General features: G+C 64.1%; 29 protein-coding genes. 16 read left to right on the top strand and 13 right to left on the bottom strand.

The window, feature by feature from the left end; translation table 11 throughout:
• Positions 1-47: 47 nt before the first annotated feature.
• Positions 48-2,114, bottom strand: a complete 2,067-nt coding sequence (locus GB927_RS05270; protein ID WP_256115595.1) for an OmpA family protein — start codon at positions 2,112-2,114, stop codon at positions 48-50.
• A gap of 181 nt (positions 2,115-2,295) precedes the next feature.
• Positions 2,296-4,428, bottom strand: a complete 2,133-nt coding sequence (locus tag GB927_RS05265) for an OmpA family protein (protein ID WP_256115593.1) — start codon at positions 4,426-4,428, stop codon at positions 2,296-2,298.
• A 343-nt stretch (positions 4,429-4,771) separates the two neighbouring features.
• On the opposite strand from GB927_RS05265, the gene GB927_RS05260 reads away from it, so the two are divergent.
• From GB927_RS05260 to tolA, 8 genes are all read left to right on the top strand, one after another.
• The gene (locus tag GB927_RS05260; RefSeq protein WP_256115592.1) at positions 4,772-5,554 is read left to right on the top strand and encodes an ABC transporter substrate-binding protein; all 783 of its coding nucleotides are present in this window, start codon (positions 4,772-4,774) and stop codon (positions 5,552-5,554) included.
• 172 nt (positions 5,555-5,726) lie between these two features.
• Positions 5,727-6,530, top strand: a complete 804-nt coding sequence (locus tag GB927_RS05255; protein WP_256115591.1) for an ABC transporter permease — start codon at positions 5,727-5,729, stop codon at positions 6,528-6,530.
• Positions 6,527-7,357 (top strand): ABC transporter permease, encoded by an 831-nt coding sequence (locus GB927_RS05250; protein WP_256115590.1) that lies wholly within the window; start codon positions 6,527-6,529, stop codon positions 7,355-7,357. The genes GB927_RS05255 and GB927_RS05250 overlap by 4 nt, the downstream gene beginning before the upstream one ends.
• Before the next feature lie 144 nt (positions 7,358-7,501).
• The gene (locus GB927_RS05245; protein WP_256115589.1) at positions 7,502-7,768 is read left to right on the top strand and encodes an usg protein; all 267 of its coding nucleotides are present in this window, start codon (positions 7,502-7,504) and stop codon (positions 7,766-7,768) included.
• 126 nt (positions 7,769-7,894) lie between these two features.
• Complete coding sequence (locus tag GB927_RS05240; protein WP_256115588.1) at positions 7,895-8,560, top strand: TIGR02117 family protein; 666 nt, start codon at positions 7,895-7,897, stop codon at positions 8,558-8,560.
• 81 nt (positions 8,561-8,641) lie between these two features.
• Complete coding sequence (locus tag GB927_RS05235) at positions 8,642-9,457, top strand: class I SAM-dependent DNA methyltransferase (RefSeq protein WP_256115587.1); 816 nt, start codon at positions 8,642-8,644, stop codon at positions 9,455-9,457.
• 48 nt (positions 9,458-9,505) lie between these two features.
• Complete coding sequence (locus tag GB927_RS05230) at positions 9,506-10,396, top strand: NAD(P)-dependent oxidoreductase (protein WP_256116169.1); 891 nt, start codon at positions 9,506-9,508, stop codon at positions 10,394-10,396.
• A 1-nt stretch (position 10,397) separates the two neighbouring features.
• Positions 10,398-10,772 (top strand): cell envelope integrity protein TolA, encoded by a 375-nt coding sequence (gene tolA / locus GB927_RS05225; RefSeq protein WP_256115586.1) that lies wholly within the window; start codon positions 10,398-10,400, stop codon positions 10,770-10,772.
• Positions 10,773-10,777: 5 nt separating this feature from the next.
• Here tolA and GB927_RS05220 read toward each other — a convergent pair whose 3' ends face one another.
• The 3 genes from GB927_RS05220 to GB927_RS05210 all read right to left on the bottom strand — a co-directional run bounded on the left by GB927_RS05220 (position 10,778) and on the right by GB927_RS05210 (position 12,542).
• Entirely contained in the window at positions 10,778-11,266 is a 489-nt protein-coding gene (locus GB927_RS05220) for an Lrp/AsnC family transcriptional regulator (RefSeq protein WP_256115585.1), read from the bottom strand.
• A gap of 67 nt (positions 11,267-11,333) precedes the next feature.
• Positions 11,334-11,948, bottom strand: a complete 615-nt coding sequence (locus GB927_RS05215; protein ID WP_256115584.1) for a uracil-DNA glycosylase family protein — start codon at positions 11,946-11,948, stop codon at positions 11,334-11,336.
• A 27-nt stretch (positions 11,949-11,975) separates the two neighbouring features.
• Positions 11,976-12,542, bottom strand: a complete 567-nt coding sequence (locus GB927_RS05210; RefSeq protein ID WP_256115583.1) for a thermonuclease family protein — start codon at positions 12,540-12,542, stop codon at positions 11,976-11,978.
• A 169-nt stretch (positions 12,543-12,711) separates the two neighbouring features.
• On the opposite strand from GB927_RS05210, the gene GB927_RS05205 reads away from it, so the two are divergent.
• Positions 12,712-14,247, top strand: coding sequence for a sensor histidine kinase (locus GB927_RS05205; RefSeq protein ID WP_256115582.1), 1,536 nt, complete (start codon positions 12,712-12,714; stop codon positions 14,245-14,247).
• 2 nt (positions 14,248-14,249) lie between these two features.
• Here the strand turns inward: GB927_RS05205 and GB927_RS05200 are convergent, their stop codons facing one another.
• Together GB927_RS05200 and cobT are read right to left on the bottom strand one after the other, a co-directional pair.
• Positions 14,250-14,627: a diacylglycerol kinase gene (locus GB927_RS05200; RefSeq protein WP_256115580.1), complete on the bottom strand. Its 378-nt coding sequence runs from the start codon at positions 14,625-14,627 to the stop codon at positions 14,250-14,252.
• Positions 14,628-14,726: 99 nt separating this feature from the next.
• The gene (gene cobT / locus GB927_RS05195; RefSeq protein WP_256115579.1) at positions 14,727-15,743 is read right to left on the bottom strand and encodes a nicotinate-nucleotide--dimethylbenzimidazole phosphoribosyltransferase; all 1,017 of its coding nucleotides are present in this window, start codon (positions 15,741-15,743) and stop codon (positions 14,727-14,729) included.
• A gap of 193 nt (positions 15,744-15,936) precedes the next feature.
• On the opposite strand from cobT, the gene GB927_RS05190 reads away from it, so the two are divergent.
• From GB927_RS05190 to GB927_RS05175, 4 genes are read left to right on the top strand one after another with little or no spacing between them, the layout of a single operon-like run.
• Positions 15,937-16,719 carry an adenosylcobinamide-GDP ribazoletransferase gene (locus tag GB927_RS05190; protein ID WP_256115578.1) on the top strand — a complete coding sequence of 261 codons (783 nt, stop codon included), beginning with the start codon at positions 15,937-15,939 and terminating at the stop codon, positions 16,717-16,719.
• Between the two features lie 37 nt (positions 16,720-16,756).
• Complete coding sequence (locus GB927_RS05185; protein ID WP_256115577.1) at positions 16,757-16,978, top strand: DUF1289 domain-containing protein; 222 nt, start codon at positions 16,757-16,759, stop codon at positions 16,976-16,978.
• The gene (locus GB927_RS05180; RefSeq protein ID WP_256115575.1) at positions 16,975-17,673 is read left to right on the top strand and encodes a retropepsin-like aspartic protease family protein; all 699 of its coding nucleotides are present in this window, start codon (positions 16,975-16,977) and stop codon (positions 17,671-17,673) included. The genes GB927_RS05185 and GB927_RS05180 overlap by 4 nt, the downstream gene beginning before the upstream one ends.
• A gap of 21 nt (positions 17,674-17,694) precedes the next feature.
• Complete coding sequence (locus tag GB927_RS05175; protein WP_256115574.1) at positions 17,695-18,174, top strand: SRPBCC family protein; 480 nt, start codon at positions 17,695-17,697, stop codon at positions 18,172-18,174.
• Positions 18,175-18,217: 43 nt separating this feature from the next.
• On the opposite strand, the gene GB927_RS05170 is transcribed toward GB927_RS05175, so the two are convergent.
• Genes GB927_RS05170 through GB927_RS05160 form a run of 3 tightly spaced genes read right to left on the bottom strand, consistent with a single transcriptional unit; the run spans position 18,218 to position 20,302 of the window.
• Positions 18,218-18,601, bottom strand: a complete 384-nt coding sequence (locus GB927_RS05170; RefSeq protein ID WP_256115573.1) for an ACT domain-containing protein — start codon at positions 18,599-18,601, stop codon at positions 18,218-18,220.
• Positions 18,602-18,617: 16 nt separating this feature from the next.
• Positions 18,618-19,379: an ABC transporter permease gene (locus tag GB927_RS05165; RefSeq protein ID WP_256115572.1), complete on the bottom strand. Its 762-nt coding sequence runs from the start codon at positions 19,377-19,379 to the stop codon at positions 18,618-18,620.
• Positions 19,376-20,302 carry an ABC transporter ATP-binding protein gene (locus GB927_RS05160; RefSeq protein WP_256115571.1) on the bottom strand — a complete coding sequence of 309 codons (927 nt, stop codon included), beginning with the start codon at positions 20,300-20,302 and terminating at the stop codon, positions 19,376-19,378. The genes GB927_RS05165 and GB927_RS05160 overlap by 4 nt, the downstream gene beginning before the upstream one ends.
• Before the next feature lie 611 nt (positions 20,303-20,913).
• Here GB927_RS05160 and GB927_RS05155 point away from each other — a divergent pair.
• Positions 20,914-21,303: a VOC family protein gene (locus GB927_RS05155; protein WP_256115570.1), complete on the top strand. Its 390-nt coding sequence runs from the start codon at positions 20,914-20,916 to the stop codon at positions 21,301-21,303.
• Here the strand turns inward: GB927_RS05155 and GB927_RS05150 are convergent.
• The gene (locus tag GB927_RS05150) at positions 21,262-22,485 is read right to left on the bottom strand and encodes an extensin-like domain-containing protein (protein ID WP_256116168.1); all 1,224 of its coding nucleotides are present in this window, start codon (positions 22,483-22,485) and stop codon (positions 21,262-21,264) included. The two genes, GB927_RS05155 and GB927_RS05150, sit on opposite strands and share 42 nt — an antisense overlap.
• A gap of 277 nt (positions 22,486-22,762) precedes the next feature.
• The gene (locus tag GB927_RS05145) at positions 22,763-24,583 is read right to left on the bottom strand and encodes a methyl-accepting chemotaxis protein (protein ID WP_256115569.1); all 1,821 of its coding nucleotides are present in this window, start codon (positions 24,581-24,583) and stop codon (positions 22,763-22,765) included.
• A gap of 204 nt (positions 24,584-24,787) precedes the next feature.
• Here GB927_RS05145 and GB927_RS05140 point away from each other — a divergent pair, with 204 nt between their 5' ends.
• Both GB927_RS05140 and GB927_RS05135 read left to right on the top strand, forming a co-directional pair.
• Positions 24,788-25,168, top strand: a complete 381-nt coding sequence (locus tag GB927_RS05140) for an acyl-CoA thioesterase (RefSeq protein ID WP_256115568.1) — start codon at positions 24,788-24,790, stop codon at positions 25,166-25,168.
• A 20-nt stretch (positions 25,169-25,188) separates the two neighbouring features.
• Complete coding sequence (locus GB927_RS05135; RefSeq protein WP_256115567.1) at positions 25,189-25,779, top strand: hypothetical protein; 591 nt, start codon at positions 25,189-25,191, stop codon at positions 25,777-25,779.
• 1 nt (position 25,780) lies between these two features.
• Here GB927_RS05135 and GB927_RS05130 read toward each other — a convergent pair whose 3' ends face one another.
• Complete coding sequence (locus tag GB927_RS05130) at positions 25,781-26,953, bottom strand: DUF1501 domain-containing protein (protein ID WP_256115565.1); 1,173 nt, start codon at positions 26,951-26,953, stop codon at positions 25,781-25,783.
• Between the last annotated feature and the right edge of the window lie 7 nt (positions 26,954-26,960).

Here is a 26,960-nt window from a genome sequence, read left to right as displayed (position 1 = left end):
CGCGGGATTTCTCCCGCGGCCTTGTTCATCTCGTTGGCTAACGCCGATTATTCGGCCATCGCCACCGGCTTCACCAGCGGCGTGACGCGGCGGATGGTGACGCGGCGGTTGAGCTGTTCCGAAGCATCGGTATCGATCTTCAGGAAGCGCTCGCCGTAGCCCTGCGTCGCCAGGTTTTCCGGCGCGATGTCGTAGACGTCGGTCAGGATGTTGGCGACGGCCTCGGCGCGTTCGTCCGAAAGCACGAGGTTCGATTGGTCTGAACCGACGGCATCCGTATGGCCCTCGATCAGGAAGGTCTCGCCCGGATCCTTGTCGAGGATCTCGTTCATCGCATCCGCGACCCGCTTCAGCGTCGAGGCCTGGTTCATGGAAATATCCGCCGACCCGGTCGCAAAGGTGATCGTATCGAGGTCGATACGGCGCACCTTGTCGCGGATACGGGCGGAATATTTTACCTCGTCGAGCGTGTAGACACGCTCGACCGGCTCGACCGGAGGCCGCTCGAGAAAGTCGCGATAGTCGGCCTCGTCTTCCGCCGACGTGTCGATGATATATTCATCGACCGGAATCGTCAGGCGCATCGGCGGCAGGCGTTCGCCAGGATCGACGAAGGTCGGCCGGCTGTCGCGGTCGATTTCCGGGGCGTAGTACATGACATATTCGCGGCTGCCGCCATCGATGCGCGAGCGCTGGATGATGTCGCCGTAGCGGTTGCGGATGGTGACGACGCGGTCGCCATTTGGCCGCACGATGACCTCACGGACGCGGCCGTTCGGCAGATCCTCGTAATAGGTCTCCGTGGCGCGACGCGACAGGCGCCGCCCGTCGTCTGAGCGCACAATGATGCCACCGTCGAAATTGATCACGGTGCGGTCATCGATCTCGCGCTCGACGCGCCAGCCGTCCCGCTCGTCGTAGCGGGGCCGGCGGTCACGGCGCTCGCCGCGCTCGCGGTCACCCGATTCGTAGCGAACCCGGTCGCGACCCTCCCAGCCGACCTGCGCATCCCGGTCGGACTCGGGAATGCGCACGACCTCACGCCGCTTTTCTCTGCGCTCCCGGCGCAGTTCCTCGCGCGAGCGGTCGCGGCGGTTGTCCCAGTCCTTGTCGCTGTCGAGCACGGCGGCACCGTCGGTGAACGGCAGCTCGATCGTGTCCGTCGTGCCGGACGGGTCGCGCGCGATGCGCTCGCGGTCCTTGTCGCGCTCGCGGCGCGGTCGGCCGGCCGTCTCGTCCGGACGCTTGCCTTCCCGCTCGGCCTCGCGCTGCTTTTCGCGGCGTTCCTGGCGCACCTTCTGGTCGTCCTGCTTCTGGTTGGCTTCCGCCTCACGCTGTTTCTTGCGGCGTTCCTCGCGGGCACGCTGCTGGTCCGCATCCTGACGCTGCTGATCCGCCTCGGCATCACGCTGTTTCTGGCGCCGTTCTTCACGGGTCTTCTGCGTGTTTTCCTGCTTTTGGCGGTCCGCTTCGCGCTCACGCTGATCCTTGCGGTCCTCAGCGCGCCAGGTTCCCTGGTTTTGCTCCTGCTGCTGATCCGCTTCGGCTTCACGCTGCTTCTTGCGGCGTTCCTGGCGATTTTCCTGCTGCTGCTGGTCCGCCTCGGCTTCGCGCTGCTTCTTGCGACGCTCCTGGCGGTTCTCCTGCTGCTGCTGGTCGGCTTCAGCCTCACGCTGCTTCTTGCGGCGCTCCTGGCGGTTTTCCTGCTGCTGCAGGTCGCCTTCAGCTTCGCGTTGTTTCTTGCGGCGTTCCTGGCGGTTCTCCTGCTGCTGCTGGTCGCCTTCAGCCTCACGCTGCTTCTTACGGCGCTCCTGACGGTTTTCCTGTTGCTGCTGATCGCCCTCGGCTTCACGCTGTTTCTTGCGGCGCTCCTGGCGATTGTCCTGCTGCTGTTCGGCCTCGCGGTTGCGTTCGCGCTTGTTCTGGCCGCCGCCCTGCTCCTCGCGATTGCGCTTCTTGCGAATGATTTCTTCTTCTTCGCTCTGCACAGTCGTCACATCGGATTTTTCGACTTGCGGCAGCACCGGCCGCACCATGGCCGCTTCGACCGGCTGCCAGACCAGCGAAAAGATGGGCAGGGCCACCGTCGCCAGAAGTGTTGTTCTCTTAGCCATTGGCGTTTCCTCGTTTGCCAGCGTTTGACGCACTTGCTTCAGGGTTTGGGGCGATTTTGTGTTTCAATGCAAGCCGCCACTGTTCAAAAAGACGCTAAATCATCGCAGATGAATCCGCGCTGAATGCGACATGGCCGCCGGCAATATACCGGCGGCCATATTAGAACGCTTGAAAGCGCGATCAGTTCGCCCGCGCCATCGGGCGTACCAGCGTCGTCACCCGGCGGATGGTGACGCGGCGGTTCTGCTGTTCGGCAATGCTCGTCTTCACCTTCAGGAACCGCTCGCCATACCCCTGCGTCTGGAGGTTTTCCGGCGGAATGCCATAAACGTCCGTCAGCAGGCTCGCGACCGATTCGGCGCGCTCGTCGGAGAGAACGAGGTTCGACTTGTCCGAACCCACCGCATCGGTGTGGCCTTCGATCAGGAAGGTCTCGCCCGGATCCTTGTCGAGCACCTTCTGCATGGCGTCGGCGACGCTGCGCAGCGTGCGGGCCTGGGACATCGGCACTTCCGCGCTCGCCGTGGCGAAGGTGATCGTGTCGAGGTCGATGCGGCGGACCTTGTCGCGCAGGCGGGCCGAGTGCTTCACCTCGTCGATCGTGTAGACGCGCTCGACGCGCTCGACCGGCGGCTCGGACAGGAACTCGTAATAATCGCGGTCCGGATTGCTCGACGTGTCAATGATGTAGTCGCTGACCGGAATGCGCAGGCGCATCGGCGGCAGCTCGTAGCCGACATCGACGAGGCCCGGACGCGGCGAGTCGTCCTCCAGCTCCGGCGCATAGACGAGGATATATTCCCGCCCGTCCCGGCCGACGCGCGAGCGCTGGATGATATCGCCGTACCGGTTATAGATCGTGACGATCTGCACGCCGCCGGGGCGCACGATCGTCTCGCGCACGCGGCCACGGGCGAGGTTGTCGTAATAGACCTCTTCCGAATCGCGGCGCAGGCGCGGCCGGTCGTCGCCGCGCACGATCAACTGGTCGCCGACCTCAAGCACCGTGCGGTTCTCGACGCGCTCAATGACGTTGACCTGCGTGACGCTGTTGTCGATCGTCGTGTTGTTGTTGATGACCGTATTGTTGATCACGGTGTTGTTGATGATGTTGGTCGTCTCCGGCACCTCGAAGTCCGGCGCGCGCTTGACGCGCCTGCCCTCTTCCCTGTTGCCGGCCTCGATCTTGCCCGAGACGGCCTCGCGCACCTCTTCGGAAATCGCCGTCTGGGCGGAATCATCCGAATCGGGAACCGGGGCCTCTTCTTCCTGGGCGCGCAGCTCTTCGCGCTGCTTGCGTCGTTGGTCGCGGCTCTTCTGGCCGCCGGAATTGTCGGCGTCCTTGTCGCTGTCGAGCACGGCCGCACCGTTCTCGACGGGCAGCACGACGGTCTCGTCGCTCTTGCCCGGATCTTCGGCGATCTCCTGCTTCTGTTCTTCCGTCAGCGTGTCGACCACCTCCGGCACCGGCTCGGTGGCGGGCGTCTCGCCGGTCTCGGCCGTCGCGGGTTGCTCTGTGCCGGTCTCGGCCGGGGTTTCCTCGCCGGCGACCGCGGGCTGCTCGCCCTCGCCGGTGGTCGGCTGCTGTTCGCTCTCGCCGGTCGTGGTCGCCGGCTGCTCTTCGCCCGTCGTCGTTTCGGCAGCGCTGCCATCCGGCTGTTCTACTGGCTGCTCGGCCTGCTGGTCTTCGGCCGGCTTTTGCTCTTCCGCAGCCTTCTGCTCTTCCGCCTGGCGCTGCTCCTCAGCCGCGCGCTGGGCCTCGTCCTCGGCGGCCTTCTGTTCGGAAGCAGCCTTCTCTGCGTCCTCCGCGGCTTTCTGCTCGTCGGCCTGGCGTTGCTGCTCTTCTGCGGCGGCACGCTGGGCTTCGTCTTCCGCAGCCTTCTGCTCTGAAGCCGCCTTCTCGGCCTCTTCGGCGGCCTGCTGTTCTTCCGCGGCCGCGCGTTGCGCTTCTTCCTCGGCAGCCTTCTGTTCGGCAGCGGCGCGCTCCGCCTCCTCGGCGGCCTTCTGCTCGTCCGCAGCGGCGCGCTGGGCTTCCTCTTCCGCAGCCTTCTGCTCGGCGGCGGCGCGCTCTGCCTCTTCGGCGGCCTTCTGTTCCTCGGCCTGGCCCTGCTGTTCCTCTTCAGCCGCGGGCTGGGTATCCTGCTGTTGCTGCAGCAGTTCTTCCTCGCTCGGCTGGCCCTGGCCCTGGTCGGTGCTCTCCTGCGCAACCTCGAACGGCTTCATCAGCGCATCGGCGAGCGTCGGCGTGGCGATCAGCGCGCTCGACAGCACCGGCAGTGCCACGGTTGCGAATAGTCTGGAGCGGAAACTCATTTTTTCTGTCCTCACGGTGTCCCGTCTGTTGCATCGAGAGGGGTGCATCCGGCTCTTTCGGCCGGTGGGTGAACCCGTCATGGTCGTCCAAAGGCCTAGCCATCGGCGCCTTAACCCTGCCTGAACGGCTCCGGTTGACGCAGGAGATAGGTCGCGCCGCCAGCCCGGCCAGTGGAGGGGCCGTGAAATTGTCGGGGAAACCGGGCGGAAAGACGGCTGAAAACCAGTTGATTTTTTGGCGAAAATTGGTCGATTATCCGACCCAAGCGGGCAGCCCTGCCCGCTTCACATCAAGGCCCGGACAACAAGAAGAACCCGAGAGCCTATAATAGAGAGGATCAAAATGCGTATTTCCAAACGTTTCACGCTTGCAGCTTCGGCTGCGGTCATCGCCCTCTTCGCCTCCTCCGCGATGGCTGAAGGCGAGAAGATCGTGATCGGAACGGAAGGCGCCTACCCGCCCTTCAACAACCTCGAATCCGACGGCACGCTGACCGGCTTCGACATCGATATCGCCAAGGCGATGTGCGAGGAAATGAAGGCCGAATGCACCTTCGTGACGCAGGACTGGGACGGCATCATTCCGGCACTCATCGCCAAGAAGTTCGACGCGATCATCGCCTCCATGTCGATCACCGAAGAGCGCAAGCAGCAGGTCGACTTCTCCAAGAAGTACTACAACACGCCGCCGGCCATCGTCGTGCCGAAGGATAGCGAGATCACGGAAGCCACCCCGGAAGCGCTCGCCGGCAAGCTGCTCGGCGCCCAGGGCTCGACGACCCATTCCAACTATGCCGAAGCGCATATGAAGGATTCCGAGGTCAAGCTCTACCCGACGGCTGACGAGTACAAGCTCGACATCGCCAACGGCCGCATCGACGCCGTGATCGACGACGTGGTGGTGCTCTCCGAATGGCTGAAGTCCGAGGATGGCGCCTGCTGCAAGTTGCTCGGCACCCTGCCGATCGATCCGGTCATCAACGGCGAAGGCGCAGGCGTGGCCGTTCGCAAGGGCGACACGGCGCTTGCCGACAAGTTCACGGCAGCGGTCGCGGCAATCCGCGCCAATGGCAAGTATCAGGAAATCAACGCCAAGTACTTCCCCTTCGACGTCTACGGCGACTGATCGCGGCACGTACTGCTTCATGCGGGTTTTTTCTGACCCCATCAGCAGAATGCACGGGCGGGAGGGCTTGCTCTCCCGCCCCTTTTGTTTGAGAACTTGTACATAAAGAAAAGACGGGCGCATAAGGCGCCTTAACAAGAAGCGCGAAGCGCGCATCGGGGGTTCTTCTGGCATGAGCGGGTTTTTCGCCGCCATCGTCGAGGCGGTATCCGCATTTCTCGGGATCATCGATCCCCTCTGCGGACCGATCGGCATCTTCAATCTATTTGCGGGCAATACGCTCCTGGCATGCGGCGACGCCGGCTGGGGCGACGAGATCGCGCTGGGCTTCCTGGTCACGGCCAGCCTCGCCATCGCGACCCTGCCCGTCGGCCTGTTCTTCGGCTTCTTCATCGCGCTGGCTAAACAGTCGGAAGAACGCTCGCTGCGGCTTTCGGCGAACATCTACACCACGCTCTTCCGCGGCCTGCCGGAGCTTCTGACGCTCTTCATCGTCTACTACGGCCTGCAGATCCTCGTGCAGAACCTCATGGCTGCGGTCGGCTATGACGGTGCGGTGGAAATCAACGCCTTCTTCGCCGGCATGATCGCGCTCGGCGTGGTGTTCTCCGCCTATTGTTCGGAAGTGCTGCTGTCGGCCTTCAAGGCGATCCCGCGCGGCCAGTACGAGGCGGGGTATGCGCTCGGCCTGCACAAGGGCCGCACCATGCGCCTGATCGTCCTTCCGCAGTTGATCCGCGTGGCCCTTCCCGGCCTCGGCAATCTCTGGATGGCGCTTCTGAAAGACACCGCGCTGGTCTCCGTCATCGGCCTGCCGGATATCCTGCGCCAGACGAGTGTGGCCGCACGCGTCACCAAGGAAGCCTTTGAGTTCTACGCCATCGCCTGCCTGCTCTTCCTGGTGCTCGCCTTCCTGTCCTCGCTGGTCTTCTCCTCGATCGAAAGCTGGGCCAAACGGTCGGAGGCCGCACGATGAGCTACGTCACCACCCTCATCCCGCCGCAGGCTCCGCCGCCGGCCCCGCCGAAAACCTTCACCGCCGGCCGCTTCTTCGGCAATATCTTCATGGGCGTCTGGCTGGCGCTGACCGTCGGCATCTTCCTGATGATTGTCGGCGGCTGGGATCCGGAAAAATTCACCAAATACGGCCCGAGCTACCTCTCCGGCCTCGGCGTCACGCTGCTGCTCGTGGCGCTGTCGGTGGTGCTCGGCGGTCTCATTTCGCTGCCGCTCGCCTTCGCGCGCATGTCGAAGAACCCGGTCTTCTCGTGGATTGCCTACGGCTACGTCTATTTCTTCCGCGGCACGCCGCTGCTCACCCAGCTCTTCCTCGTCTATTACGGCCTCGGCAGCTTCTCCGCCGAGTTGAAATCGCTTGGCCTCTGGTGGTTCTTTCGCGATGCCTGGAACTGCGCCCTGCTCACCTTCACGCTCAACACCGCCGCCTACCAGGCCGAAATCCTGCGCGGCGCCATCGAGAGCGTGGCGCGTGGGCAGCATGAGGGCGCCGCCGCCCTCGGCCTGCCCAAGAAGGTCGCCTTCTTCAAGGTGATCCTGCCGCAGGCGCTGATCGTGGCGCTCAGGCCCTATGGCAACGAGATCATCCTGATGATCAAGGGCTCGGCCATTGTCGCCATCGTCACGGTCTTCGACCTGATGGGCGAGACCCGCCGCGCCTTCTCGCGCACCTTCGACTACCAGGCCTATCTCTGGGCAGCGCTTATGTATCTCCTGATCGTGGAGCTGCTGCGCAATCTCTGGGCCTGGCTGGAACTGCGCCTGACGCGCCATCTGAAACGGTGACACCCTTGGCAGCACTCGCAGGCGAGAGCTGCCAAGGCCCTGTTTTCAAAGAAAAATTCTCACTATCCATCAAAAATCAATATTTCATTAACCCTGTAAGCGCTCAATCATAGGGACCATCATTCACCAAGCAATGAGGTCCCTATGACGAACGACATGGCAATGCAGCTCAAGGGCTACGGGATGACCACGGCCCAGATCCTCTACCGCATGCCGGATCACCAGCAGTTCCTGCAAACCTATATCTGGCAGCACTACGACCTCGCCCCGGATTTCCCGGAGATGAAGCGCTTTCTCAAATTCTGGCAGGAGAAGCTGGACGGCCCGCTGCATTCGGTGCGCTACGTCCACCGCCGGCTGATCTCGGCGTCCGAATGGCGCGCGCTGAAGGGCGAATTCATCATTCACTGACGAAACGATGAAAATCCCGGCGGGCTGTCGACAGACCGTGTATGAGTGCCGGATCGCCGCTGACGATTGTGGCCCGAATGGCCACTGCCGCCAGCATTGAATATCCCGGTACGCACCTTCGAGACAATGCGAAAGACCGCACGGTACACCCTGTTCGTCGTCCTGGTGATCGCCGTCGCGGTTACGATCGGCACGCTGTTTCCGCGACCGATCTGGCATGACGGCGAAACCGCGAGGACGCGCGATATTCTCGTCCTGTCCAATCCCATCCACACGGATATCGCCATACCGCTCGATGACAATACGCGCGCCACTTTCGCCTTCCTTGCAGAATCCGGAATGCCGCTCGCACATCCCGACGCACGATGGATCATCTTCGGTTGGGGTGGTCGCGCCTTTTATCTCGAAACACCGACCTGGTCGGATCTGAAACCGATTCCTGTGTTGAAGGCATTCACCGTCGACAGCGCGGTCATGCATGTGGACGTCGCCGGAGACATCACACCCAACGGCTCTTCCATTACCCGTTTCCAGATTGGAGATGACGGCTTCAAACGGCTGGTCGGCTTCGCGTCGGACAGCTTCGCGACCGACCCCAATGGTGATCGGCGGCATATCCAGAATGCAGGATACGGAACAAACGACCGCTTCTTCGAGGCCAAGGGCTATTTCAACGCGCTGATCGGCTGCAACACCTGGACGGCACAGGCGCTCCGCGCAGCGGGACTGCGAACGGGTCTGTGGAACCCGGTTCCAAAGACGCTGTTACTGTCTCTCGACCTCTATAACTGAAAGCTGACGCCTTCTCTAACGGGAGATCTACCCACGGCAGCGGCATTGCCAAAGTCCCGCCCGGCCCTTATGAGACCCGCCATGACCAAGATCGACGAAGACGCGCTCGCGGACGCCTACAACCGCGCCCTTTCGCTGGAAAAATCCGGCGATTTCGATGCCGCCGCCAAGGCCTATGCCGACGTGCTGGCGCTCGACCCCGAGGACCATGGCGGCGCCGCCGTACGGCTTGCCTCGATGGGCCGCGGCGAGACGCCGGAAAAGGCGCCCGACGCCTATGTCACCACCCTCTTCGACCAGCATGCCGAAGTCTTCGACAATGTGCTGGTCGAGCAACTCGGCTATTGCGTGCCGCTGCTCGTGCGCCAGCGGTTCCAGGCGCTCGGCCTCGGTCCCTTCAAGCGCGTGCTCGACCTCGGCTGCGGCACCGGCTTGACCGGCGGGGCGCTGCGCGACATGGCGGAAGACATTACCGGCGTCGACCTTTCGGAGAACATGGTCGAGATCGCGCATGACAAGGAGCTCTACGAAACGCTCTACGTCGCCGAAGCGATCGATTTTCTCGAAGACAACGACGACGAGCCCTTCGACCTCATCACGGCGACCGACGTGCTGCCCTATCTCGGCGCGCTCGAACCGCTGTTCTTCGGCGTCGGCGAAAACCTCGTTGCCGGCGGCCATTTCATCTTCTCCTCCGAGACGCTGCCGGAAGACACATTTGCCGGCCGGCCCTTCATGGTCGGCCCGCACCAGCGTTTCGCACACGGCGCCGGCTATGTCCGCCAGCGCCTCGACGAAACCGGTTTCGACCTCGTCGAGATGACCGACATCACCGTGCGCATGGAGGAAGGCGAGCCCATCCCCGGCCATCTGGTGCTTGCCAAGTATCGCGGCTGACGAAACACTTTCGCTGAAATCAATGATCCGCTACACCTCCTGCCAAAGATTGCAGGAGGTTACGGCATGGCAAAGGTTGCATTCATCGGTCTCGGCGTCATGGGCTATCCCATGGCTGGCCACCTGAAGGTCAAGGGTGGGCATGAGGTGGCGGTCTACAACCGCACCTTTGCCAAAGCGGAAAAATGGGCAGCCGAGTTCGGCGGCAAGGCCTTCGCGACGCCCGCCGAGGCCGCGAAGGATGCCGATTTCGTCTTCACCTGCGTCGGCAACGACGACGACCTGCGTTCCGTTACGATAGCCAAGGACGGCGTGCTCGACGGCATGAAACCCGGCGCCATCCTCATCGACAACACCACCGCCTCGGCCGAGGTCGCCCGTGAACTCGACGCCGCCACCCGGGCCAAGGGTTTTAGCTTCATCGATGCCCCCGTTTCCGGCGGCCAGGCCGGCGCGGAAAACGGCGTGCTCACCGTCATGTGCGGTGGCGAGGAAGAAACCTTCGAAAAGGCGAGACCGGTCATCGACGCCTATGCCCGCATGGTCGGCCTGATGGGGCCGGCCGGCGCCGGCCAGCTTGCCAAGATGGTCAACCAGATCTGCGTTGCCGGCGTCGTGCAGGGGCTCGCCGAAGGCATCCATTTCGGCAAGCAGGCCGGGCTCGACATGGAGAAGGTTATCGAGGTCATCTCCAAGGGTGCTGCCGGCTCCTGGCAGATGGACAACCGCCACAAGACGATGATCGCCGGCAAGTATGATTTCGGCTTTGCCATCGACTGGATGCGCAAGGACCTCGGCATCGTCCTGTCCGAAGCCCGGCTCAACGGCGCCAAGCTCCCGGTCAGCGCCCTCATCGACCAGTTCTACGGCGACGTGCAGGACATGGGCGGCAACCGCTGGGACACGTCGTCCCTGCTCGCCCGGCTGGAGAAGAAATAACATGGCGCACCATCGCGCCCTGCTCGCCGTCGCGGCCCTGGCGGGCCTCGCAGCACCAGCACGGGCGGACGATAGCGCCGCGCTGGCGCTCGCCACCGCGCTGCACCAGAAGATCGCGCAATGCTGGAATGTCCCGGCGGACCTTCCCGCCCATGTCGAAGCCGTCCGGGTGGCTTTCACGCTGACGGAAGCAGGCGAGCTCGATGGCGCGCCCAAGGTGGACGGCCCCGTCGCCGGCGATCCGGCGACGAAGACCTTCGTGGCGAGCGCCGTGCGCGCGGTCGTGCGCTGCGCGCCGTTCACGGGCCTCGAAAAGCTCGCACCCTACGACACCTGGAAATCGGTGTCGGTGACCTTCAGGCGGCCGGAGATGTAGGCGCCTTACTCTTCGCCGCTCTTCTGGTTGTCCACCATCATGTAGTCGAGCGGCAGCTCGGTCGTGTACTTGATCTGCTCCATCGCGAACGCGGAAGAGACGTCGCGGATCTCGATGCGGGCGATCATGCGCTTGTAGAAGGCGTCATAGGCGCCGATATCCGGCACGACGACGCGCAGCAGGTAATCCACTTCGCCGCTCATGCGGTAGAACTCGACGACCTCGGGAAACTCGACGATCACCTCGGAAAAGCGCTTCAGCCATTCCGTCGAGTGCGAATTGGTGCGGATCGAGACGAAAACCGTAACCTTGGTGTTGATCTTGATCGGATCGAGCAGCGCGACGCGCTTGCGGATCACGCCGTCCTCTTCCATCTTCTGGATGCGCCGCCAGCACGGCGTGGTCGACAGACCCACCTTCTTGGCGAGGTCCGCCACTGCCAGCGTAGAATCTTCCTGCAAAAGGCGCAGGATCTTGCGGTCCAGACGATCCATCGATTTCCCCTAACGAAATTTAATTCCCTCATATACCGTGATAGCGGCAAAATGAAAGAAATGCATTTCATTCCGTAAGAGTTTTCACCCGCTTTCGCAACTCCGGAAGAACCTCTTGCTCAAACCACGGATTGCGCTTCAGCCAGCCGGTGTTGCGCCAGCTCGGATGCGGCAGCGGCAGCACCGCCGGCCCCTCGTTGCGCCCGAGGTGGCGCCGCCAGTCGCGCACCGTCTCGGTCATGCTCGCGGCCTTCGCCGCCCCCAGGTGCCAGGCTTGCGCATATTGGCCAATCGCCAGCACCAGCTCGACCTGCGGCATGGCGCCGATCACCCGGGCGCGCCAGAGCGGCGCGCATTCGCGTCGCGGCGGCAGGTCGCTGCCATGGGCGTCGTAGCCCGGAAAACAGAAGCCCATCGGCACGATGGCGAATTTTGCCGGATCGTAGAATTCCTCGCGCGTCACGCCGAGCCAGGTGCGCAGCCGATCGCCCGAGGCATCGTTGAACGGCAGGCCGCTGCCATGCACCCGCAGCCCCGGCGCCTGGCCGGCGATCAAGATGCGCGCAGTTTCGGAGATGACCGCGACCGGCCGCGGCTCGTGCGGCAGGCGGTGGGCGGGCCCCCTTGCCGGCGCGTCGCGACAGAGCCGACAGGCCGCAATCGCGGCGCGAAGTTCTGCCAATCCCGCATCATCCATCGCGTCGTCCGTTCAAATCAGTCCCAATGCGCCCAGAATGCTGCCGAGCACGCCCGGTTCCGCATCATGCACGTCTTCCTGCGGCCGCCCGTTCGTGCGGCGCCATTGCTGCGGCATGTCGAACTCGGAGCCCCACAGCCCCTTGCGCTCGGCCTTGGCGAACTGTTCCTCGTCCTCATAGCCGCCATAGGCAACCGCCAGCCCCTCCCGCACCATGCGCTCGCCGAGGTCGCCCTCCAGCGTTTCGCAGCGCGCGAGCCAGCGGTTGTACTTGTCGGTGCCCTCGGTGCGGCAGGTAATGGCACCGCCGCGCAATAGCTCGGCGAGCCGCGAGCGCGCGGCAACGCCACACCGCCAGTCGGCGCCGTCGCGCTTGCAGACCTGCGTCAGTTCCGGCGTATCGATGCCGACGAGGCGGATGCGGTGACCATCGAGCGTCAGCGTGTCGCCGTCCGCCGCGCGCGCGGCACCGGTGATCGTCTCGCCGGTTTCGCCGCTCACGCGCGCCACCACGAGCGCCGTCAGCGCCAGGATCGCCATCGCCACGCCGACATCACGCGCGCGCCTCGTAAGTCCCATGCAACCCCGTTCCTGTCCTAGAGTCCTGACGTTTCGTCATATGGCGGCGCGAGGCCCAATTCACGTTACGGAAAATGCCGGAATGGTTCGCAAATGGTTTATGCGCGGCAGCATCTTCTTAAGGATTCGACCCTAGAATTCAACGCTGTCCGTAACAGTTGCAAGTGTGATGAGTACCGGCGTCAGTACCTCGACCGACAAGATCATCGTCGACAAGTCGCGCAGCCACCGAAACAAGGCTGTCTCGCGGGCTGTCCGCACGACTCGCGAGCGGTTGCAGACGGCGACGGGGCTGGCGCCCGGCTTCGAGCGCGAGATGCTGCAACTCCACATCGCCTCGGCCGCACAGAGCGCGCTCGCCGTGCCTGTCGTCGTGGTGCTGATCGCGGCCGGCGGCATCTATCTCACGCAGGAAATCGGCCTGATCGCCTGGGCGATCCTGGCGCTCAGCGTGCATGCGCTCGGCATGATCGTGGCGCGCCGCGCCCGCAAGCAGGAAATCACCGCCGACAACACGCGCCGCTGGCAGCAGATCTTCCTCATCGCGCAGGTCTTCATGGGCCTCACCTGGGCCGCCTTCGCGTTGCAGACCTGCGGCCAGTGCTCGGGCGTCACTTTCGATTTCTACAAGGGCTCCTCCCTGCTCGTGGCGCTCGCCGTCACCGCCATCAGCACGCTGATGCTGCGCCACGCCGTGCTCTATGCCTTCCTGCCGACGGTCGGCGCGCTTTCGATTTCCGCCCTGTTGCGTCCGGATCCTGCAACGGTCGGCATGGCCGCGATCATCGCGGCCGCCATGATGTTCCTCGTCTTCATGACGCATCGCCTGCGCCACACGAGCGCGCAGCTCCTCTCATCGCAATCGGAAAAGGACGACCTGATCGCCGAGCTGGAAGTGGCGAAATCCATGTCCGATGAGGCTCGCCGCCGGGCGGAGGAAGCCAACCTCGCGAAGTCCCGTTTCCTCGCCTCCATGTCGCATGAGTTGCGCACGCCGCTCAACGCCATCCTCGGTTTCTCCGAGGTCATGTCGACGGAGGTGCTCGGGCCGCTCAACAACCCGGTCTATAAGGAATACACGTCCGATATCCACCGCTCCGGCCAGCATCTCCTCAATCTCATCAACGAGATCCTCGACCTGTCGCGCATCGAGGCCGGGAAATACGACCTGTCGGAGGACTCGGTGCACCTCGTCGACATCGCCGAGGACTGCATCGGCATGGTCCAGCTCCGTGCCCGCGCAAAAAACATCACCATCGCCGAGCAGGTCGAGGGCGACATGCCGGCGGTCTGGGCGGATGAGAAGGCGTTGCGCCAGGTCATCCTGAACCTTCTGTCCAATGCGGTGAAATTTACGCCCCAGGGCGGCGAAATCCTCGTCAAGGCCGGCTGGACGGCCGGCGGCGGGCAGTACGTCTCGATCAAGGATAACGGCCCCGGCATTCCGGAAGAGGAAATCCCGGTCGTGCTTTCGGCCTTCGGCCAGGGCTCTATCGCCATCAAGAGCGCCGAACAGGGCACCGGCCTCGGCCTGCCGATCGTCCAGGCCATCCTCGCCAAGCACAATGGCGAGTTCATCCTGAAATCGAAGCTGCGCGAAGGCACCGAGGCGATCGCCATCCTGCCGGCAAAACGCGTGCTCCAGAGCCTGCCCGCCGTCACCGAGACGCAGGCCGTCGCCCCCCGCAAGAAGAGCTTCGCCTGAGTTCAGATGAACTTGGAGGCGACGACGTAGCCGGCGTAGACGGCATTCGAGATGATCAGGCAGAAGACGGCGAAGGACCCGAGATCCTTCGAATGTTTGCCCATTTCCGAAATCTCCGGCGAGACCCGGTCGACGATCTCCTCGATTGCCGTGTTGAGCGCCTCGAAGGCGACCATCAGCAGGAAGAGGATCGCCATGGCGACATATTGGAAGAACGAGGCACCGACCACGGTGAAGAGCACCATGGCGACGCCGAAGGCGATCAGCTCGTGGCGGAAGGCGGATTCGCTGAGCAGGCGCCGCGCGCCGTCGGCGGAATAGGTCGCCGCCGCAATGAGATGGCTGAAGCCCGTCTTTTTCTTGATTGGTGCCTGACCCATTCCAACATCCTGATTCTGCCGCGCCCATAAAGCATGCCCGTATGACGGGAATGCCCTGGGTCTCATTCATACCATTTGGGGCTTTTTGCCGACCGCGCTTTAAGAACGGTTGCTGACGCCCGCCTGAACGAAGGTCGCCATGCCGGAATGGCAGGCCGCCGCCGCCTTGACGATGCTGGCGGCAAGCGCCGCGCCGGTGCCCTCGCCCAGCCGCATGCCGAGCGCCAGGAGCGGCGTCTTGCCGAGCTTCTCGATCGACTTCAGGTGGCCGGGTTCGGCCGAAACATGGCCGATCAGGCAATGGTCGAGCGCCGAGGGATTGGCGGAGCGCAGGATGGCGCCGGCGGCGGTCGCGACATAACCGTCGAGGATAACCGGGATCTTCTGCATGCGGGCGGCCAGGATGGCGCCGGCCATCGCCGCGATCTCGCGCCCGCCAAGGCGGCGCAGCACTTCGAGCGGATCGGACAGGTGCGCACGATGCAGATCGACGGCTTTTTTCACGGCCGCGACCTTGCGCTTCAGCACCTCGCCTTCCGAACCCGTGCCGGGGCCGACCCATTCCTCCGCCGTGCCGCCATAGAGCGCGAGGTTGATCGCGGCGGCGATCGTCGTGTTTCCGATGCCCATCTCGCCGATGCAGATCAGGTCCGTGCCGCCGGCAACCGCCTCCATGCCGAAGGCCATCGTGGCCGCGCAGTCGCGCTCGGAAAGCGCCGCCTCTTCGGTGATATCGGCGGTCGGGTAATCCAGTGCGAGGTCGAAAACCTTCAGGCCGAGATCATAGGCGACGCAGATCTGGTTGATCGCCGCACCGCCGGCCGCAAAGTTCTCCACCATCTGCGCCGTCACCGAGGACGGATAGGGCGTGATGCCCTGCTTGGTGACGCCGTGATTGCCGGCAAAGATCGCGACGAGCGGGCGCGTCACGGCCGGCGGACGGCCGGTCCAGGCGGCGAGCCAGAAGGCGATTTCCTCCATGCGGCCGAGCGCGCCCGGCGGCTTGGTGAGCTGCTTGTCGCGTTCACGCGCAGCCACGAGCGCTGCCGAATCGGGACCGGGCAGGTTGCGCAGCAAATCACGAAAATCATCGAACGGCAGGCCGCTGGCACTCATCTTGGGGAATTCCTTGCTTTGGGCTTTCGAAGGCGGGTTTGGTGGCGTCTGAAGCAATCAATTTTACGCAGTTCCGGCGCGCAAAACGCTCACGCACTTTTGCTGGAACTGCTCTAATAGAGGCAGGGCGCGAATCCGACAACCGCATTTGCAGCGGCTTGCCTCGCCCTTTTGCCGGGAGGGGCTCTTCGACGTGGATATCCGGGATTTCATTGACGACACGGCTCGCTCGGTCGCCTTCCTGTCGCGCGTGCCGGTGCCGCAGCGCCATTTTGCCGGCCATGACGGGCGGCTGTCGCGCGCGGTGCGTGCCTTTCCCCTCGCCGGCCTGCTGGTCATGCTGCCCTCCGCCGCACTCGCAGCCGTCCTGGCGGCGATCGACGCCCCGCCGCTGCTTCTCGCCTTCGCCACGCTGGCGCTCCAGGTGCTCGTCACCGGCGCGCTGCACGAGGACGGGCTTTCCGACAGCGCCGACGGCATCGGCGGCGGGCGGGATCGGGAAAGCGCGCTTGCCATCATGAAGGACAGCCGCGTCGGCTCCTACGGCGCCGTCGCCCTCGTGCTCTCCTTCGGGCTGCGCGCCGCGGCGATCGCGGCCCTTGCCGCCGTGCTCACGCCCTCCGGCCTCGGCATGGTGCTGCTTGCCGTGGCCGCCGCCAGCCGCACCGCCATGGTCTGGCACTGGTCGCTCCTGCCGCCCGCCCGGCGCGACGGCGTCGCCGCGTCGGTCGGCGAGCCGGACAAGGGTGCGACGACGATGGCGCTCGTCAGCGGCATCCTGCTCGCCGCCCTGCTGCTCCTGCCGCATGGCACGCTGCTCTCGCTCGTCCTCACCCTCATCGCCGCCGCCGCGGCCGTTCTCGTGTTCAACCGCATCGCGATGCGCAAGATCGGCGGGCATACGGGCGACACGATCGGCGCGACCGAGCAGCTCGCGGAAATGTCAGTGCTCTTCGCTCTTGCCCTCACGCTCTGACCCACCGATATAGGAGGGGCAAACACCCGGAGACGCGATGGAATCGCCCTGCATTCTCGTCTGTTCGATCGATATGGTGACCGGCTACTGTTTCGGCTGCGGCCGCACGCGTGACGAGATCGGCGCCTGGACGCTCTATAGCGCGGAGGAGAGGCGCGCCATCATGGCGGCGCTGCCGGCGCGGCTTGCCACCGTCGAACGCAAACCCCGGCGCGAAACGCGCCGCACCCGCATGGCCAGGGAGCGCGGCGACGCATGAGGTTCTATTTTCTTCTCGCCATCCTCGCCGTCGGCCTTGCCTTCCTGATTCTCAACCATGACAGCGGCCGCACGATGGGCATGGACAACAACGATTTCGGCCGCCTCGTGACACTGTCGGCCATCGCTACGATGATGGCGGCGGGCATCCTGGCCGGCCGGCGGCAGATCGGCGAAAGCGTGCGCCAGGCTGGCATCTGGCTGCTGATCATCCTCATGCTCGTCGCCGGCTATCTCTACCGCTTCGACCTGCAGGACTTCGGCAACCGCCTGACCGCCGGCCTCATCCCCGGCCGCGCCATCTTGACGACGAGCGCCAGCGGCGAACAGATCATGGTGATCCACAAGGGCGTCTCCGGCCATTTCGAGGCCGACGTATCGATCGACGGCACGCCGCTGCGCATGCTCGTCGATACCGGCGCAAGCTCGGTCGTGCTCTCTTACGAGGACGCCATGCGCCTCGGCATCAATCCGGACAACCTAGTCTTCTCGATCGACGTCTCCACCGCCAACGGCCGCGCGCTTGCCGCCCCTGTGACGCTGCGCGAAGTCGCGATCGGCCCGATCCTGCGCGGCACCATCCGCGGCATGGTCACCGAACAGGGCCGCCTCGACCAGAGCCTGCTCGGCATGAGCTTCCTGGAAACGCTCGGCTCGATCGAGATCGCGCGCGACGAGTTGCGGCTGAAGGACTAAACGGCAAGAAAAGGAGACGGCATGAGCCCCAAGCCAACCGGCCACGTTCGTGGCAATGACCTGATCCTCACGCGCACGTTCCGCGCGCCCGTCGATGACGTCTGGAGGAGCGTGACGAAGTCCGAGAGCACCGCACTCTGGTTCGGCAGTTGGGAAGGAGATGCCGGCCCGGGCAAGATCGTGCGGCTGCAACTTCTCCATGAGAAGGGCCAGCCTTGGACGAACCTGATGATCGAAGAATGCGACGCGCCAAGCCGGCTGGTCGTCACGATGAAGGATGACTTCGGAGACTGGCGCATCGAGCTGACAATGACGCAGACGGACGACATGACCGAGCTGCATTTTGTGCAACGCCTCAGCGACAGGAAACTCGCGGGCGACGTAGGTCCGGGCTGGGAGTACTACCTCGACATGCTGGTCGCGGCGCGCGAAGGCGAGGCGCTTCCGTCATTCAACGATTATTACCCGTCGCAGAAGGCTTACTACTTGGAAGGCATGTGACAATCGGCACGCCTCCGCAGGAGGCACTTGATCGCAACAGCCCTTACAGCAGCGTGTGGCCGGCCGCCGTCAGCAGATCGCGCGCCTTCTCGAGATCGGCCGACTTCACCAGCAGGTGATCCCCGTCGAAGGTGGAGACGACGAAAATCCCCATCCTGTTCTCGGAAAGCGGTGCGATCACGGAGAGCACGATCCCGGTCTCATCGAAGGCGAACGGCCCGACGAGTTTGAAGCAGGACCAGTCGCCGTCCTTGAGCACACCGTGCGGCACGCGCTCCTCGCGGCAGACGATGGAAAGCTCGTCATCCGTCCGGCTGATGCTGACGAGGCCGGCGCCATCCGCCCAGGCCGGAATGGCATCGGACGCGCCAAGCCGGGCCACACAATAGGCGCCGTCCAGGCCCTTGAGTTTTACGCGTGCGGCCATGGCAGCAGGACCCTTCTCAGTTCTTCAGCTTGTAGCCCGTCTTGAATATCCACGCCGTGATCCCCAGGCAGACGACCAAGAAGCCCAGCACCGTGACGAGGCTGACGACCGGGTTGACGTCGGCGATCTCGTAAAAGCTCCATCGGAAGCCGGAGACGAGGTAGAGCACCGGGTTGAAGTGGCTGACCGTCTGCCAGAAGGGCGGCAGCATGTCGATCGAGTAGAAGCTGCCGCCGAGGAAGACGAGCGGCGGCACGATGAGCATCGGGAACAGGTTCAGCTGCTCGAAATCCTTGGCCCAGATGCCGATCATGAAGCCGAACAGGCTGAAGCTCACGGCGGTCAGCACGAAGAACAGGATCATCATCAACGGGTGCTTGATCGATATGTCGACGAAGAGCGAGGCGGTGATGAGGATGATCGTGCCGACGATCAACCCCTTCGTTGCCGCTGCCCCGACATAGCCGATGACGATCTCGATCATCGAGACGGGCGCGGAGAGGATCTCGTAGATCGTACCGGTGAATTTCGGGAAATAGATGCCGAAGGAGCCGTTGCCGATACATTGGTTGAGCAGCGTCAGCATGATGAGGCCGGGCGCGATGAAGGCGCCGTAGGGCACGCCCTCCACCTCCTGCATGCGCGAGCCGATGGCGGCACCGAAGACGATGAAATAGAGCGAGGTGGTGATGACGGGCGAAACGACGCTTTGCACAAGCGTGCGGCGCGTGCGCGCCATCTCGAAGGCATAGATGGATTTGATCGCCTCGAAGTTCATTTTCCCTCTCCCACCAGTTCCACGAAAATGTCTTCCAGCGAACTCTGCTCGGTGGAGATGTCCTTGACCCGAAGGCCTGCCTGCGACAGCGCGGAGAGCAGCGAGGAAATGCCCGTGCGCTCGCCGGATGTGTTGAATTCATAGGTAAGCCGCGTGCCCGCCTCGCCGAGCGTCAGCCCGAAGGGCGAAAGCGTATCGGGAATGGCACCGACAGGCTCGCCGAGCTCCACGGTCAACTGCTTGCGCCCGAGCTTTGCCATCAGCGCCTTCTTGTCCTCGACCAGCAGGATTTCCCCATGGTTGATGACGCCGATGCGGTCGGCGATCTCTTCGGCCTCCTCGATATAGTGCGTCGTGAGAATGATCGTGACGCCGGCCGCGCGCAGCTTTTCCACGAGCAGCCACATGTCCTTGCGGAGATTCACGTCGACGCCCGCCGTCGGCTCGTCGAGGAACAGCACTTTCGGCTCGTAAGACAGCGCCTTGGCGATCAGCACGCGCCGCCGCATGCCGCCTGAGAGGTGGCGCAGCATCGTGTCCTTCTTGTCGAACAGCGAGAGGTCGCGCAGGATGCGCTCGATCAGCGCCGGGTCCGGCGCGCAGCCATGCAGGCCGCGCGAGAAGGCGACGGTGTTCCACACCGTCTCGAAGGCGTCGAGCGTCAGCTCCTGCGGAACGAGGCCGATGATCGAGCGGGTCTGGCGGTAGTCGCGCAGGATATCGTGCCCGGCGACGGTGACGCTGCCGCCGCTCGGCGTGACGATGCCGCAGATGATCGAGATCATCGTCGTCTTGCCGGCGCCGTTCGGCCCGAGCAGCGCGAGGATCTCGCCCTCCTCGATATCGAGATCGACGCCTTTCAGCGCCTTGAACCCCGATGCGTAGCTCTTGGTGAGATTGCGAATGGAAACGATGGGCGCCATGAGATGGTCCGGAATGGAGGAAATTCATGCGGAAGGACACCCTATATGGCGCGTCCCTTGCCGAGTTTCACCCGTGCAGCGCAAAAAATTCGCTCAGCCATCGCTGCTGACGCGGAAGCGTGGCAGAGAGCGCCAACGCGAACAGGAGAGGATCGGCGATGGGCGGCACGAAGGGCTCCGAGGGAGACCACCGTGGGGCGGCGGCGGGCGAAAATTTCGCTTGGCACGGGTGCCCAATTGTCATCAAACCGTGACCCACTTCAACCATCGTCTGCGCGAGGCCGACGGGACGATCCTGCACCCCGCTCACCCCAACGTCCCCACTGCCCCTGGCAGCGACCTTGCTCCCGGACCCTGAGGGAGCCCTATCGGCGGTCCCCATCCGCCCGCTTCCCCCGCGGAAGCCCCGCATGCATCCTCGCCGACGCACCGGCGCGGGTGATGGAATGTGACGTTCCAGGCAGACGCCTCCAAGCGTGCTGCCGCCCCTTTTCGACCGGCGCCCCGCCGGTCTTTTTTTGCCCGCTCGCCATCACGAGGCGTTCTTCGGGAACTTGTCCGCGCCGCACCCATTTCGTCCAGCAGGAGCAACTACCTCGGGAGATGAGACGATGACATTGCGCAAGGTCTATGCCCATCTGAGCTGTTCGGATCTCGACGCCAGCATCCGCTGGTTCTCCGCCATCTTCAACCGCGGACCGGATGCCCATCCCATGGAAGGGCTTGCTGAGTGGCACCATCAAGAGACAGCCGGTTTCCAACTCTTCCAGAATGCCAAGGATGCCGGTCACGGCACCCTCACCCTGATCGTGGGCGAGCTGGAGGCAGAGCGGGAGCGGCTCGACGGCGCCGGCCTATCACCGGGCGACGTGGAGGCCGCCAGCTACGTCAAGCTGATCCGCCTCAAGGACCCCGATGGAAATCTCGTCGTGCTTGCGCAGGAAACCGCACAACCAGAATCAGAGGCTGCAATGCCGGTAGCCGGATTTGCGGGCCCGTAGGTCGAAGTGGAAATGGTCCTTGTGGTAGCGGTCGCTGCCCGGGCCGAGCACGGTGGAGAAGTATTTGCAGCTATCGCTGCGCACCGATTTCAGCAGACCCTTTTCGCGGAAGGCGAAGAAGCCCTTCTTCTCGATGGCGATCGCCTTGCCGTTCTTCAGCACGATCTTGCCAACGTCGATCGCGTTGCCCTTGGAATGTTCCGACATGGCCGCACCGCGCTGCGAGTTCATCGTGCGGCAGGAATAGGAAGACATCTGGTGGATGGCCGCGACGCCCGAGAGGTAGCGCGTGCGCGACGACGGAACGAGCTCCTGCTTCACCCAGCGCGCAAAGGCCTCGGTGATCTGGCAATTGACGTTCGCCGCCGGCTTGATCTGGATACCGCCGGAAAGTCCCGACAGCTCGACCGGCCACGCGATGCCGCAGGAACGCCCCTTGGAAATCCGCGGCACGTCACGAAACTTCACGCCGAGTTTCTGCAGCCGCTGCCGGCAGGCCTTTTCCGAGGCCGGCATGCCGCCCATGGTTTCCGGTATCTGCATCGGATTGTTCAGCCGCGGCAGGAAGGCGACCTGCTGCTCCTCCTCGACCGCCGGCATGCGGCGCGTCGAGCCCTTGGCCGGAACGCGCACATAATCGCCGCTCTCGGCCGGCGTGCCGAGCTCCATGCCCGCCTCCGACATCGGTAGCGTCTCCGGCTCGCCGAGCTGCTGCGGCGTGTCCGTGCCGATGCCGTCGACGACCACCTGCGTGACATTGCCCTCGGCGATCTCGTTGGCCTGCGCTTCCGCCAGCCCCTCGACGCGCTGGACGCCGAGCCCCTCGTCCATGTTGACGCCGCCTTCGGGAACCGTCAGCACGCCAGAGGAGGCCTGCACGGGCTCGTTGATGCCCATCGCCTCGTCGCTGTCGATCATCGGCAGGCGCTTCTTCTCGGCGACCGGTTCCGGCAAGGCCGTGTCGGCGGCGCCAAAATCGTCGGACGGATAGGAAGAGACGTCGTTGCCGGTATCGCCCATTTCCCGGGCCGGGCGGCGGTTGCCATTGTCCGCCGGCATGATCGCGCTGACGCCGGCACCGTCGATATCGTCGGGCGGGGTCAGGCCGCCCGAACAGGCGGCAAGCATGGCCGGGATGAGGAGCAGGCCAAGTGGTCTGCGAAGACGAGCTACAAACGCAATACCCATTGTCACTTCCGCCTGGCAGCCGCCTCGCCCTATCGCGAAGTCCCGGTTGCGCACACCTTTGTCCGGTGATGGTGCAGGCCGCTTTTGTCCGCATTCCGGACGACAGGGCCTCAAACCGGACGCGCAGGCCGATCCGCCTGCATTTCCAGGCAATTTTGTCGCAACAGGGTAAAGGAACCGTTGTCAGCCGACCCGCGACATTAACGGGTGCAACGAAAAACCCCGGCGCTTGTGGCGCCGGGGCAAGGTCGTCCGGAGATCGTCTTTTGCTTTATGCAGCGCGGCGCCTGTGGTCTGCCGCTCCGGCCGGGTTCAGCCGGAAGTTTCCGAGCAGCGTCTTCAGCTGCTCGCTTTCCTGGGTCAGCGTCTGGCCGGCGGCGTTGGTTTCCTCCACCATCGCGGCATTCTGCTGGGTCATCTGGTCCATCTGGTTGACTGCGGTATTAACCTCGGCAAGGCCGGTGGCCTGCTCGCGGGCGGCCGTCGCAATCGACGTCACCTGGTCGTTCACCTTGTTGACGAGCACCTCGATCTCGGTCAGCGCATCGCCCGTCGAGCGCACCAGCGCCACGCCGGTGCCGACCTCTGTGGCGGAGTTGCTGATGAGGCCCTTGATCTCCTTGGCCGCATTGGCCGAGCGCTGGGCAAGCTCGCGCACCTCCTGCGCCACGACCGCAAAACCGCGCCCCGCCTCGCCCGCACGCGCCGCTTCGACGCCGGCGTTCAGCGCCAAGAGGTTGGTCTGGAAGGCGATCTCGTCGATCACGCCGATGATCTGGCTGATGCGGCTGGAGGCGTCCTCGATGCGGCTCATCGCGGCGACGGCGTCGCGCACGATCGTGCCGGAACGGCCGGTCGACTGTTTGGTCTCGGCCACCATGCGGCTGGCTTCCGCCGCACGTTCGGAGGCGTTGCGCACGGTCGCGGTAATCTCGTCGAGCGCCGCCGCGGTTTCCTCCAACGAGGCCGCCTGCTGTTCCGTGCGGTGGGAGAGGTTATTGGCCGCCTCCGCAATGCCGCCGGCGCTGCCATGCACGATCTCGGTGGAATGCGCGATGGCATTGATGACGCTGGACAGCGCATCGACGGCGCGGTTGAAGTCGTCGCGCAGTTTTGCATATTCCGGCGCGATCGCGCCGATGGAGACCGTGAGATCGCCATTGGCAAGGCGCTCCAGCGCACCGCCGACGACATGCATGGCATCCGCCTGGCTCTGGCTCACCTGGCGCTGGCGGCGCTCGCCCTCGCTGCGCTCCTCGTCAAGGCGAACCTGCTGCTCGCCCTCGCGGACCCGAAGCTGCGCGCGCTCGGCCACCGACTGGCGCAGCACCGATACGACCTTCGCCATCTCGCCGATCTCATCCTTGCGATCAGTTTCCGGCACCTCGCCGGACACATCCTCGTCGGCAATCGCCTGCATCGACGCCTGGAGACGGCGCACGGGGTTCGTCACGCTCTTCACGATGCCGTAGGCCGCGAGCATGATGACGAGACCGCCGATGCCGAGGATCATCGCCGTCTCGATCGCGTTGCGGCGGAACATGGCGGCAAGGTCGTCCGCATAGACGCCGGTGCCGACGATCCAGCCCCAAGGCGCGAAGCCTGCGACATGCGAATATTTCAGCACCGGCTCCTCGAAGCCCGGCTTCGGCCAGTAATAGTCGACGAAATCCTGGCCGGTCGGGCTGGATTTCACGGCCTTCACGAATTCGGTGAAGATGTGCTTGCCCGTCGGGTCGGCCATGCCGGTCTGGTCCGTGCCGTCAAGCGCCGGCTTGATTGGATGCATGATGATCACGGCGTTCATGTCGTTGATCCAGAAGTAGCCGCTGTCCTCGTAGCGAAGCGCGCGCACGGCGTCCTTCGCCCGGGTCTGCGCCTCTTCGCGCGTCAGCGTGCCGGCCGTCTCAAGCTCATGGTAGTGCTTGAACAGCGTCAGCATGCTCTGGTCCATCGCCGCAAGTTTCGACTTGCGCTCCACGACCATCGCATCCTGATAGTGATAAAGGCTGTAGACGAGCGCCGCCGCGAAGATGGTCAAGGCAAGACCGACAAGCAATGAAAGACGCGTGGATATTCTGAAATTCTTCACCGGGCTCTCCTCGACATTCCAGGGCGCAATGCTCCTCATACCGAAAGTCCGGGAAACCCTTTAAAATCATCTAAAATTGCAATCATCAATTCTTAGAGTCTGAGCATACTCGAAAATGCGCTTTGCACGCTCCGACGCGACGCATGCTCCCTCTTTCTCCCTCGCGCGCATTCGGCTAGACCGGAGGAAAGTGGAGACGACCCGATGACCCTGACGCCGAACGGACAGCTCACCCTTCGCACGCTCGCCATGCCGGGCGATGCCAATGCCGCGGGCGATATTTTCGGCGGCTGGGTCATGGCGCAGATGGACTTGGCTTCCGGCATCCGCGCCGCCGAGCGCGCGCAGGGCCGCGTCGTCACCGCCGCCGTCAAGGAAATGGCCTTCGACCTGCCGGTGAAGATCGGCGACACGCTCAGCATCTACACCCATATCGCCCGCGTCGGCCGCACCTCCATCACGCTGTCTGTCGAGGCCTGGGCGCAGCGCTACCTCACCACGACGCTGGAAAAGGTGACGGGCGCCACCTTCGTCATGGTCGCGCTCGACAAGGACGGCCACCCGACCCCCGTTCCCGTCGAATAAACGCCGCCCGGAGGCTGAGCATGGAGCACACGACCCCGGACCCCGCCATCTTCAGCCATGTGCGCGTCGTGATCGGCATGGTGGTGAGCCTCAGCCTCGCTCGCGTGCTGACGGGCGTCGCCCTCTTCATCCAGCATCCCGGCAAGATGAAGGTCTACCCGGTCCACCTCGCCTGGGCCGGCTTCCTGCTGATCTTCCTCCTGCATTTCTGGTGGTGGGAATTCCGCCTGCAGGCGCTGACAACGATCGGCTTCGGCGTCTATCTCTTCCTGATCAGCTATTGCTGCCTGTTCTTCATGCTGGCCGTGCTGCTGTTTCCCACAACGCTCGACGACTATGCCGGCTACGAAGACTACTTCTACTCCCGCCGCAAATGGTTCTTCGGCGTGCTGGCCCTGGTCTTCGCCGTCGACCTGCTCGACACCGCCTTGAAGGGCGAAGCCTATTTCGGCTCCTTCGGCTACGAATACCCGATCCGCAACATCACCTTCATCGCCCTCTGCCTCATCGCCGCCGGAACACGCAATCGCACCTTCCACACAACCTTCGTAAGCCTCGGCATCGTCTATCAACTAAGCTGGATTTTCCGCGCGTTCGATGTGCTGGAATGAGCTATCCGCGCAGGTAGGCCCCGGATTTATCGAACGACAGGCCCGGAAAGACCGCGCTTTCCAGGTCGCGGGTGGACACGCCGAACTGCTGGCGCAGCATGGCGGCCGCAAGCTGGCGAAGATCCACGGTGGGCTTGAGGTCGCGGCCGTCCAGCAGGTCGCCGTCGGAAAGCGACGGCCAGTTGCGATAGACCTTGCCACCCGCAACCGCACCGCCGGCAAGAATGGCGACGCCGCCCGTGCCATGGTCCGTGCCTTCCGAGCCGTTTTCGCGCGCCGTCCGCCCGAATTCGGTGATCGCGAGGATCGCCGTCCTGCGCCAGATCGCCGGGGACAGGTTCGCCTTCAGCGTCGTGATCGCCGTTGCGAGGTCCGTGACGGGCCGCTTGAAGGTCCGCGCCTGGCTCAGATGCGTGTCCCATCCGTTGATGGAGAAACTGGCAATGCGATGGTCGGCCGACAGCATGCCCGCAGTGAGCTTCGCAACCGACCGGATGCCCGCGCTTCGCTTCTTGTCCGTGCCGTGGATCGTGTCCGACAGCATGTCCGTCTCCGCCGCCTCCCGCATCGCCGCCGCGAAGGCCGGATCGTTGCGATAAAGCCGCACGAAGAAGGCCTGCTCGTCCTCGGCCAGCGCCAGATCAGCGCGCGTCGACCAGACATCGACGGGGTTCGTGCCCGAGAGGATCAGCTCGGCAGTCGTGGTGATGTCGATTGCCTTGCGGTCGGCAGCCCGCGGAATGCTGGCAATGGCGCGGTTGAGCCAACCCGTACGCTCATCCTTCACCGCGGCCCCGCCGCTTTCCAGCATGTCCTGCCCGTCGAAATGGCTGCGGCCGGCACGGTAGGGCGTCGAGGTCGCATGCACAAAACTGAGTTCACCGGCTGTCCAAAGCGGCATCAGATCCCCCGCAAGCGGATGAAGGCCGAAGAAGCCATCGAGATCGATAAGGCCGTCCTCCGGCGTCAGCGCCAGCTTGGGCCGCAAAAGCCGCAGCGCCGGCTCGCCATAGGGCTGCACCAGCGCCAGCCCGTCCATCGCACCGCGCAGCACGATCGTCACCAGCCGGTTTTCGCCCGGCATGGCGGCAAAGCTAACGGGCGTCACGAGCGGCGAGGCGGCGAGGCAGCAGGCGCCTGAGAGGAAAGTACGGCGGTTGATGTCGCTCGTCATCGCGCTC

This window comes from Shinella lacus (assembly GCF_010994755.1).
Taxonomy (GTDB): Bacteria; Pseudomonadota; Alphaproteobacteria; order Rhizobiales; family Rhizobiaceae; genus Shinella; species Shinella lacus.
The sequence above is the reverse complement of the archived record's forward strand: the minus strand, read 5'-3'. Positions and strand labels throughout refer to the sequence as shown.